At 37.5% G+C, this 11,348-nt stretch carries 8 protein-coding genes; 3 read left to right on the forward strand and 5 right to left on the reverse strand.

The window, feature by feature from the left end; all coding sequences use genetic code 11:
• Positions 1-212: 212 nt before the first annotated feature.
• Positions 213-1,397, reverse strand: a complete 1,185-nt coding sequence (locus tag OM074_RS20570; protein ID WP_301202568.1) for a hypothetical protein — start codon at positions 1,395-1,397, stop codon at positions 213-215.
• 1,627 nt (positions 1,398-3,024) lie between these two features.
• On the opposite strand from OM074_RS20570, the gene OM074_RS20575 reads away from it, so the two are divergent.
• Together OM074_RS20575 and OM074_RS20580 are read left to right on the forward strand one after the other, a co-directional pair.
• Positions 3,025-3,252 carry a hypothetical protein gene (locus tag OM074_RS20575; protein WP_301202570.1) on the forward strand — a complete coding sequence of 76 codons (228 nt, stop codon included), beginning with the start codon at positions 3,025-3,027 and terminating at the stop codon, positions 3,250-3,252.
• 86 nt (positions 3,253-3,338) lie between these two features.
• Positions 3,339-3,953: an Rpn/YhgA-type helix-turn-helix domain-containing protein gene (locus tag OM074_RS20580; protein WP_301202571.1), complete on the forward strand. Its 615-nt coding sequence runs from the start codon at positions 3,339-3,341 to the stop codon at positions 3,951-3,953.
• A gap of 298 nt (positions 3,954-4,251) precedes the next feature.
• On the opposite strand, the gene OM074_RS20585 is transcribed toward OM074_RS20580, so the two are convergent.
• From OM074_RS20585 to OM074_RS20595, 3 genes are all read right to left on the reverse strand, one after another.
• Positions 4,252-4,896, reverse strand: coding sequence for a DUF6266 family protein (locus OM074_RS20585; RefSeq protein ID WP_301202572.1), 645 nt, complete (start codon positions 4,894-4,896; stop codon positions 4,252-4,254).
• Between the two features lie 85 nt (positions 4,897-4,981).
• Positions 4,982-5,620 (reverse strand): DUF6266 family protein, encoded by a 639-nt coding sequence (locus OM074_RS20590; RefSeq protein WP_301202574.1) that lies wholly within the window; start codon positions 5,618-5,620, stop codon positions 4,982-4,984.
• Positions 5,621-5,622: 2 nt separating this feature from the next.
• Positions 5,623-5,907 (reverse strand): hypothetical protein, encoded by a 285-nt coding sequence (locus OM074_RS20595; protein ID WP_301202575.1) that lies wholly within the window; start codon positions 5,905-5,907, stop codon positions 5,623-5,625.
• Positions 5,908-7,396: 1,489 nt separating this feature from the next.
• Between OM074_RS20595 and OM074_RS20600 the strand changes: the two genes are divergently transcribed.
• A complete protein-coding gene (locus OM074_RS20600) occupies positions 7,397-8,587 on the forward strand; it encodes an ATP-binding protein (RefSeq protein WP_301202576.1) in 1,191 nt (396 codons plus the stop codon).
• Between the two features lie 737 nt (positions 8,588-9,324).
• Here the strand turns inward: OM074_RS20600 and OM074_RS20605 are convergent.
• Positions 9,325-10,530, reverse strand: coding sequence for an ATP-binding protein (locus OM074_RS20605; RefSeq protein ID WP_301202577.1), 1,206 nt, complete (start codon positions 10,528-10,530; stop codon positions 9,325-9,327).
• Positions 10,531-11,348 lie beyond the last annotated feature (818 nt).

Here is an 11,348-nt window from a genome sequence, read left to right on the forward strand (position 1 = left end):
AGAGTAGGTCGCCGCCGACTTTTAAAAAAGGACAGTTTTCCAAGTGAAAGCTGTCCTTTTTTCGTTTACAGACAGGGATATGAAACTTGGGCCTGAAGAATCCAGAATCTTTTCCAAAGTTTAAAACTTTGGAAAAGATGGGGATGGGGGAAGAGCCTTTGCTTCACTACTTGGTGGCATCGCTCCTGTATCCGGATCATATATTTGTTATATCACAATTCGCCGGTATTGGCTTTTCTTAAATATGTTAACAGAGTAGAATATGAAAGATTGCCTGTGTTGTTTTGTTTTTTAACTTTTACAAAACGTGATATCACTTGCATGATCGGCTGTAAATCATTATTCCCTTTTATTGTAAGGTATCCTTTAGAAATTATTTGCTGCAGGCTTTTAATAAAATCTTTGGGATTATGGTTCCATTCAATAAATGGCATATCTGGTGACAAATCTGTTAGTTTGTGAATTTGAGATTTTAAATCATTCAGAAAGTTTATCCCGTTATTTGTTTTTATAATTTTATCTTTAAACAACATTTTAGACCTGCAAAGCTGGTTTTTTATAAAACCAATTTCTGAGTTTATTGAATTACCACTTAAGTTGTATTGTTGGTTCAATTGCTGCATATACAACCTGCATAGCTCTTTTGATCCCAATCCAAGTACTATGGGTTCTGAGATTAACTGTCGGTATTCAAGCCAGACATCTTCTTCCTCCTGGTTGTCATTCAGCCGTTTTAGTAAATTGTTGATGTCTTTAAGATGGTGGTTCAAATACTTTTCATGCTCAAAGTTTGTTGGCAAAGTATTAAAGGCTTCGTTTAGTAGCTTGATCGGTTTTGCTAAAATATGTTCAGCAGATATAGATTCACATAGTTTTTCATTCTCATAGATTAATTTTAAATACTTGTTTTGTAAATAGTAGTTTTCAATTGATATCCTCCAGGGACTGGACTTGAGTTGATTATAAACCTGTTGTACTTTTTTGGGATTACTGCTAAACTTTGGCAGGATTCTGACACATGATGGAATTTGGGCTCCGCATAAAAAGCCTTTGAACATCCTGCGGGCTTTTATAAGTATCCCCGATAACATCAGGTAAAAGTCCAGGTCCATCAAAAATGTTTTGTGTTCCTGTTTATTCAGGTTGCAGGGGATGCACCAGGGATGGGCATCTAATGTTTCTTTTATGCAAACCAGATTGGTAAGGTAATTTTGTGTGGATTTAGATTTATGTTTTTTATGAATTAGATCTGGTAATGTTTTATTAAGAAATAGTTCAAATCTGTTGTAAAGCGATTTACAATCCAGGGGCATTTTCTCTGCCGCAGGGCAGTCTTTCCATTTTAATGACTTTCTAAGTAAAATAGAATCGGCGATAGTATGTATTGTAGGTAACATGATTATATGTGTTTGGTTTATAATAATTAGTTTACTTTAAATTAAACAAATGAATGAATAATTCAAAATGATTTAACATTGTATAACAATTGTTTGTATTGGTTAATGTGTTTGGAAGATAGCTGATAGCTGATAGCTGATAGGACGGCTCCGCCTTTAGGACGCTTCGCTTTAGCTTGATTGATTGCTACTAATACACCTTTTGCACAGGAACAGCATTTTCGGATCCGTTCTTTATAAGCATCTTGTAAATAAGATCGGATCCTTAGAATATAGCAGTTAGCTAATAGGACGGCTACGCCTTTAGGACGCTTCGCTTTAGCTTGAATGCTTGCTACTAATACACCTTTTTGCACAGGAACAGCATTTCCGGATCCGTTCTTTATATGCGCCTTGTAAATAAGATCGGATCCTTAGAATATAGCTATTAGCAGATAGGACGGCTTTGCCTTTAGGACGCTTCGCTTTAGCTTAATTACTTGCTACTAAAACACCTTTTTGCACAGGAACAACATTTTCCGGATCCGTTCTTTATAAGCACCATGCAAATAAGATCGGATCCTTAGAATATAGCTATTAGCTGATAGGACGGCTGCGCCTTTAGGACGCTGCGCTTTAGCTTGATTGTTAGCTACTGATACACCTTTTTGCACAGGAACAGCATTCCCGGATCCGATCTTTATAAGTGAGGCTTGTTTAGTTAAACGGAATATTTATTGGGATCGTATTAGGAATAGCGTGCTGAAGGCACAATTTAACCTAGCCCCATGCAGCGCATGGGGTAATGCAAGAACAGTCTCAGCGTCCTGAAAGGACAGCTCAAAATGGGTTTTAGTTTAGTTGTCCTTACAGGACGTTGATTCAACAAACAGACAAACAAACCCCAGGTGTCACTACGTTTTACCTGGGGCTGGGATAAGCTAGGCTTTCAGAGACCTCCATAAAATATTTTAACTTATGCTTATGGGTGTACGTGCAATAAGTTATTTTTTAAATCACCCCCATCCCCATGCATGCTGCATGGTACTTCCCCCTTGCCTCATGGCAAAGAGGAAGGTTGGTTTTCGTAGGAGAAGGCAGCTCTCCGCTCTCGACCCTCTGCTCTTTGCGCTTCGCACTTCGCCATTTTGATACTGATTTGCAAATAGTAGATAGGACGGCTACGCCTTTAGGACGCTACGCTTTAGCTTGAATGTTTGCTACTAATACACTTTTGCACAGGAACATCATTTCCGGATCCGTTCTTTATAAGCATCTTGTAAATAAGATCGGATCCTTAGAATATAGCTAATAGGACGGCTCCGCCTTTAGGACGCTGCGCTTTCCTCGAGCGCAGAAGTTACTCAGCGGAGGCGCTAGCTTGATTGCTTTCTGCTATTAGTCCTACCTCCATAATATATTTAACTTATAGCTTATGTGCGTAAGTTCAAAGAGTTATTCGCTAAAAGGACCCCCATCCCCATACCTGTTGCATGGTACTTCCCCCTTGCCACAGGGCAAAGAGGAAGATTGGTTTTTGTAGGAGAAGGCTGCTCTTTGCTCTCAACCCTCTGCTCTTTGCACTCCGCACTTGCCATCTTGATACTGATTTTTGTTAATTTTGAAATACGAAGCTAAATGGAATTAAATGTTTAATTACGATCCAATTACTACATTGTCAGTCATTTTAATACAAAGTGAAGAGGAAGTAAATCTTAAAAAGGAAATTGCAGGTCATATTATAAAACAGGTTGTTAAAGAAGGAAGAGCTTTACGAATACAGCTACTATCTGAGTGTACTGATATTGATGTCGATTTTGCCAATATTGATCCTAAAGAGTTAAGTGATTTTGGTGTTGATGCCAGGTGTCCTTGAGTTAGGGGCAAGGCAATCCGTGGCGCATAGAAAACCATGATTCAGAAAAAAAATGTCTAAATTTGTTATGCATTAAAAATATAGACATGACTAATAGGAATTTAATACGATTTGACTGGGCGATAAAGAGACTTTTGCGAAATAAAGCAGATTTTTATGTTTTAGAAGGTTTTTTATCAGAATTGCTTAAAGAGGATATTAGTATTGAAAATATTCTAGAAAGTGAAAGCAATCAACAAATCGAATCTGATAAATTTAATCGAGTAGATATTTTAAAATTATCAGCCAAACAAACAGAACTATTGGGTGGTAAAATTGAGCCATTTCAGATTTTTCCAGAATACTATGTGATTAAAGTAAATAAATTTGATGATGTTGCTAAGGATACATTAGATGAATGGATTTACTACTTGAAAAATAATGAGATAAAGGATGAGTTTACAGCCAAAGGAATTGAAAAAGCTAAAGAATTATGGCGTGTAGATAAATTATCAGAAGATGAGCAGAAAAACTATTTCAGACATATTGAAGATTTACGTTATGGTGCAAGTATGGCTTGGACTATGAAAGTTGATGCAGAAGATAGAGTAAAGAAGCAAAAGGCGATAGAAATTGCTCGAACCTTATTAGAAAAAGGAATATCAAAAGATATTATTAAAGATTCTACGGGACTATCAGATAGTGAGATTGATGAACTATAAAATGCCCGGCCCTTAACACGACATCGTGAACCATGCGGGGTGAGGTGATTCGCGGAGTTGCAGTGATTTCAATATGCCCGCCCAATGCTTTTAAAGAAACTATTTATTGTTAAAATTAGGCCCTGTAACCCCCATCCCCATGCCTGTTGCATGGTACTTCCCCCTTGCCTCAGGGCAAAGAGGAAGATTGTTTTTCGTAGGAGAAGGCTACTCTCCGCTCTCAACCCTCTGCTCTTTGCACTCCGCACTCCGCCATTTTGATTATTTGCTATTAAAACATCTTTTGCGCAGGAAATTATCACCATTTTACAACTCCGATATAGCTGCAACCGGAAAATCGTTGTTTGTCCTTCATATCAGTTTTAGCAATGTAGCAATAAACATTAGTGCCGGTTTTGATGTTGGGAACCGCCAATCGCCCTTTTTGGTCTTCCTGCATAATATTGGAATCGGAATAAAATAATTGGTGCTCTTCGGTAATGCCAATCATGGTGATTTTGTGGCGGTTTATGTCATATTCGTCTTTATTCCAGAGCTTCCATTTAAATTTGATGTTTTTTCTGCCTTTTTTGATAGTTGCTTTCCTTAGTCTTGCTGATTTATTAGGAGAAAGCTCCAGGTTCTTAAAATCAATACTAAAATCAGGGTATTCTCCTGTAACTACATTTTTCATCAGGCAGGCCATGGCCATATTATACGGAGAGGTGTATTTACTTCCTCTGGAAGGGTTATAGCCGATTTGTATGATGGGACGGATGGAGCGGATAAAATTGGAGGCAAAACAAAATCGGGCTCGGTGTGCAATTTGCTTTGCAGTGGGCTCTTTACTGCTTTTTTTAGGTAAACTTCTAATATACTGTTTCCCGTTTCTGATAGTGCCAACCATATTTCCAAGTTTTCCTGAGAATAATAATGATATTGGGTTTCCATATACTTTAGCCATGATGTTTGTTTTATAAGGGTTAAAAATAGTTGTTACTTGTTACTGGTTAAAAGGAGCCCTGCCTGGGACAAGGCTCCTCTTATAATTACGGTATGCTTACCGTACCCAGGTAAACGCTGTTGCTGGCTCTTTGCATACCTTCTGACTCTGCAAAGGCTATGTAACAATGAACCAAACTACCTGTTGGCGCGTTGGGGAATGCGATACTTCCGGTACGCTCCTCTCTGGTATATTCATCAATGGAATAGGTGGGGTAATAACCGTTTGCTATTCCTATTAGTAAGGCTTGTTCCTGACCATGTATTTGCAGGGCTTTATCTGTATCGATCCAGTTAAAAGCAATGCGGCCATCAACAATTTCAATAGAGGCTGAATCATTGACTTTTAGTGATCCTTTTGCCAGATACAGGTTGTCGTAATCAACAGCAAAGGCCGGATATTCACCTGTAACAGCATAGTTTAACAAGTGTGCAATGGCTGCATTTTGAGCAGATTGTTTTACTCCCAGGGTTTTAAAACCCATTTGGATAACAGGGTATAGAGGTTGCAGGAACTGAGCTGCAAATCCAAATTTTGCCCGTTGGATAATCTGTTTTTGAGTAGCCTTTTTATTGCCTGTGTTCTGAATCGCTTTCATATAGGTAATGCCTTTCCAGGTTGCTCCAACCACGTTACCTACTTTTCCGTTGAATCCACCAAGGATTCCATTTTTAAACTTACCCATGACTATTTATTTTTATTGTTTTTAACTTTAAATATGTTTTTCACTTTATTACCCTTTTCTTTGGGTGCAGTAATTTGTTTGTTTTTGCTATTGTTTTTTTCAATCTTGTTGCGTTGCATCCACTTTGAAACTACTGTTGTAAGAACTCCTGCTAGCAGGGTGATCGCAGACCTGATAATCAATGTTTGGGGGTCTGCATCCTGGGCTGAGAAAATTTGAGCATCTGCTGCCTCCATTACTCCTAAAGTACCCAGTGAACCGAGTGCGAAATTTTTAACTTCATGCATCTTTCAGTTTTTGTAACCTCCCTGCTTACTGATCAGGTAAATAGGAAGGTTGGGTTAAACATCATATCGGCCGATTTTTAGTCAATAGTCATTATCTTATTATAGTCAATAGTTGTTGTTTTTAAGTTTTTTACTAGCTATCAGCTATTGGCTATCAGCTCTTGACTAATTGTATAATGCTAAAGTATACCAAGAAAAGCTTCCAAAAAATCATGATAATATTATCGTGACTTTTTCTGTTTGTAAGATGTTGATATATAGGAGGTAGTAAAATGGGGTGGATGAGTGTAGTTAACTAAAATGGCCTAAAAAACCCCAATTATTCAAAAAAACGCCAAAATCGGCGAAAATTATTCCGAAAAAGGCCGAAAATGGCAAAAATTATTCAAAAAAATGGCGTTTGGGGGATTTTTTCGATGCGGCTTCGGGATTTGTTCGGGTAGCGCTCGGGTTTGTTCGGGTGCTGTTCGGGTTGTGTTCGGATAGGGGTCGGTTATGGTACCCGAAGCAGTGGCTAATACAGTCTGATAATTATATGGATTCTTATCCATAGTGACTTGGAGTTGGGATAGAAATGGCTGATAGCTGATAGCAGATAGGACGCTGCGCTTTAGCTTGATTCTTAGCTATTAATACACCTTTTTGTACAGGAACAGCATTTCCCCGGATCCGTTCTTTATAAGCACCTTGCAAATAAGATCGGATCCTTAGAATATAGCAGTTAGTAAATAGGACGGCTCTGTCTTTAGGACGCTACGCTTTAGGACGCTGCGCTTTAGTTTGATTGCTTGCTACTAAAACATCTTTTGCATAGGAACAGCATTCCCTGGATCCGTTCTTTATATGCGCCTATCAAATAAGATCGGATCCTTAGAATATAGCAGTTAGCAAATAGGACGCTACGCTTTAGGACGCTGCGCTTTAGCTTGAATACTTGCTATTAAAACATCTTTTGTACAGGAACAGCATTTTCGGATCAGTTCTTTATATGCGCCTTGTAAATAAGATCGGATCCTTAGAATATAGCAGTTAGCAGATAGGACGGCTACGCCTTTAGGACGCTGCGCTTTAGCTTGAGTTCTTGCTACTACAGAATCTTTTGCATAGGAACAACATTTCCCCGGATCCGATCTTTATAAGCATCTTGTAAATAAGATCGGATCCGTATAAACATTAGCTTGATTGATTGCTGCTTAAGTTCTACCTCCATAATATGTTTTAACTTATGCTTATGGGCGTACGTGCAATAAGTTATTTTTTAAATAACCCCCATCCCCATGCATGTTGCATGGTACTTCCCCCTTGCCTCAGGGCAAAGAGGAAGACTGGTTTCCGTAGGAGAAGGCTGCTCTCCGGTTTCAACCCTCTGCTCTTTGCACTCCGCACTTTGTCATTGTATTGTGAAACAAACAATATATATTAAAAATGCTCTTTGTAAATAGCAGAAATTGTTAAATTTGTATTATTGAGAGGTGATAATGCAAATAATATGGACAAGCTATTTGAAAAATCAATACAAAAATTTAGAAAAGTTCCTACCGCATTTAAACGTTATTTATTGGATAGGGTAGAATGGGATAATCGTTTAATTGGTATTAAAGGTGCCCGGGGGGCAGGAAAAACTACATTGTTGTTACAATATGCAAAGGATCAATTGCCTATTGATAAACAGACGCTTTATGTTAGTTTGGATGATTTGTATTTTACAGAAAATAAATTAGTCGACCTTGCTGATAATTTTGTAAAAAGGGGGGGGAGATACCTTTTGCTTGATGAAGTTCACCGGTATGGCAACTGGTCGCAAGAGTTAAAGAATATTTATGATGACCAGCCTGATTTATATGTAGTATTCACTGGTTCTTCGATGATGCATCTTAATAAGGCAAGCGGGGATTTAAGCCGGAGGGCTGTGATGTATGAATTAAATGGCCTTTCTTTCAGGGAATTTTTAAATTTTAGTCTGAAAACGGATTATAAACCGGTAGGCTTTGATGAACTGATTAACTCCCATACTGGTATTGCAGCAGATATTGTGGATAGTTTAAGGCCTTTGGCCTATTTTAATGATTATCTTAAATATGGTTATTATCCATACTTTAAAGAGAGTGTGGGACTTTATCCCCAGAAATTAGCTGAAACTATTTCACTGGCTTTAAATATTGATTTACCATCTACGGCAGATATTACTTTTGGAAGTATTGAAAAAATAAGGTTGCTTCTTCATATTATTGCAGAATCAGTTCCTTTTAAGCCCAATATCACAAAGCTTAGTGAGCGGACAGGGATAGGGCGCAATAACCTGATCCAATATATAAGATATCTTGAAGATTTACGGATTGTCCGTGGGTTATATCCTGATGTGAAAGGGATTGGTCTTTTGCAGAAACCCGAAAAACTATTTCTTCATCATCCTAACTTGCAATATGCCCTTTCGGAAGATGTGGTAAATATAGGTAATGTAAGGGAAAGCTTTTTTATTAATCAGTTAAGTTCGATAGGGAAGTTAAGCTATACAAAGGATGGAGATTTTGCTTTAGGGAATTATATTTTTGAAATTGGAGGGAAAAAGAAAACTAATAAACAGGTAAAACATCTGGAAAATTCTTTTGTGGTTACTGATGATGTAGAGATAGGCATCGATCATAAATTGCCATTGTGGTTGTTTGGCTTTTTGTATTGAGAAGGGGGGGGATAGCTGATAGCTAATAGGACGGCTCCGCCTTTAGGACGCTGCGCTTTAGCTTGATTGTTTGCTACTACAGCATCTTTTTTTGCACAGGAACAACATTTCCCCGGATCCGATCGTTATAAGCGCCTTGTAAATAAGATCGGATCCGTATAATATAGCTATTAGCAGATAGGACGGCTTCGCCTTTAGGACGCTACGCTTTAGCTTGATTGTTTGCTACTACAGCATCTTTTTTTTAGGAACAACATTTTCCGCATCTGGATCCGTTCTTTATAAGTGCCATGTAAATAAGATCGGATCCGTATAATATAGCTATTAGCTGATAGGACGGCTCCGCCTTTAGGACGCTACGCTTTAGCTTGATTGCTTGCTACTACAGCACTTTTTTTTAGGAACAACATTTTCCGCATCTGGATCCGATCTTTATAAGCTCTTTGTAAATAAGATCGGATCCTTAAGTGACAGTCTTGCTGCTTATTAGTCCGACCTCCATAATGTGTTTTAACTTATTGCTTGTGTGCGTAAGTGCAATGAGTTATTCTTTAAATCACCCCCATCCCCATGCCTGCTGCATGGTACTTCCCCCCTTGCCTCAGGGCAAAGAGGAAGATTGGTTTTCGTAGGAGAAGGCACTGTTCTCAACCCTCTGCTCTTTGCTCTCCGCACTTCGCCATCTTGATGCTGATTTGGCAATAGCAGATAGGACGGCTTCGCCTTTAGGACGCTGGTTATATATTAAAATCTTTCTTTAAAAACGCCCTTAAATGTAAGTGTTCTACACCTTTATATTGACCTATTTGAACAGGATCGAGAGAAACCACATATTTTGGATAATTATCTTTTATAAGTAATAGGTTTCCAAATTCTCGTAATTTTACTTTTTCGTCAGGAATCAGATAAGCCACTTGAATATATAGTTTTTTGCCACCTTTTTCTGCAATAAAATCAATTTCAAGGTCTTTCATTACCCCAACACTTACCTGGTATCCTAAGGTTTTTAAGTGCGAGAATACCACATTTTCTAATATGTCGGGTACCGAGTAATGATTTAAACCAACCAGAGCATTGCGTAAGCCCCAATCTTCGAAATAATATTTGTTGTTGATTTCAAAAACCTTTTTCGAATGGATGTCAACCCGATTTAGTTTATATATTAAAAAGGCATTTTGCAAGCATTGCATATAGGATAAAACCACCTTTGCAGATATATCTACTTTTTGAGATTTAAGATAGTCACTGATTTTTTTTGAAGTTATCAAATTACCTGAATTTGAAGCCATATATAATACAAGACGCTCGAAAAAATCTATATTCCTTATTTTATAACGGGCAATTACATCTTTAAACAAGATTGTTGAAAGTATATTGCTTAAATAGTCAAAAATGACTACATCATCTTTTTGAAGGTTTTTAATGTATGGTAATCCTCCCCACTTTAGATATTTATATAGGCTTTCGTCATTATCATCAAGATTGTGGAACGTTAAAAACTCAATATATGATAATGAATTAATCTGTATTTGGACATAACGACCGCTTAGCATACTGGCCAGATCGCCAGAAAGCATTTCAGCATTACTACCGCTGATATAAATATCTGCTTTATTTTGATTCTGAAAGTGGCGTAAGGCTTTTTCAAAAGCCTCAATTTCTTGCACTTCATCAATAAAAATGTAATTTTCTTTTGTTGAATCAAGGAGTTCCTCTATATAGGTTATAAGATTTTGATAGGTGTTAATATGGTCAAAATCATATAATTCTTTGTCAATATATATGATATTGGAATCGGGGTTCTTTTTTAGGATATATTGAATGGTCAACTTTATTAAATAGGATTTACCAACCCTTCGCTGACCAATAAAAACTTTGATCAGATTCTTGTTCAAGTAGTTTTTTATTTTTTCTATATATTGAACTCTATCAATAGTATCCATAAGTAAAATGTTTTTGTAAATATAGATAAGTTTTACCTATATGTAAAATACACTTTGTGAAAATATGTTCAGAATGCTACTAAACCTTAGCTGTAAATGGTTGCGCTTTGAGTAGTTACTGGCCATTGGTTATTAGTCATTAGTCATTGGTTATTAGTCATTAGTCATTGGTCATTGGTCATTGGCCATTGGACAATAGTGTGTTGTTGATTATTGATAATTGGTCTTTAGCCTGATTGATTGCTACTAAAACACCTTTTGCTAAGGAACATCATTCCCGGATCCGTTCTTTATAAGCATCTTGTAAATAAGATCGGATCCTTAGAATATAGCAGTTAGCAGATAGGACGGCTACGCCTTTAGGACGCTGCGCTTTAGCTTAATTACTTGCTACTAATACACATTTTGCTCAGGACAGCATTTTTCGGATCCGTTCTTTATAAGCATCTTGTAAATAAGATCGGATCCTTAGAATATAGCAGTTAGCTGATAGGACGGCTACGCCTTTAGGACGCTGCGCTTTAGCTTGATTGCTTGCTACTAAGAAAACTTTTTGCATAGGAACAGTATTTCCGGATTCGATCTTTATAAGCATCTTGTAAATAAGATCGGATCCATATAAATCACATTAGCTTGATAGCTTGCTGCTTATTAGTCCTACCTCCATAAAATATTTTAACTTATAGTTTATGGGCGTACGTGCAATAAGTTATTTTTTAAATGACCCCCATCCCCATGCCTGTTGCATGGTACTTCCCCCTTGCCTCAGGGCAAAGAGGAAGATTGGTTTTCGTAGGAGAAGGCTGCTCTCCGCTCTC

Origin of the sequence: Plebeiibacterium marinum, from assembly GCF_026013615.1 — a bacterium.
In the GTDB taxonomy this organism is placed as follows: Bacteria; Bacteroidota; Bacteroidia; order Bacteroidales; family Marinilabiliaceae; genus Saccharicrinis; species Saccharicrinis marinus_A.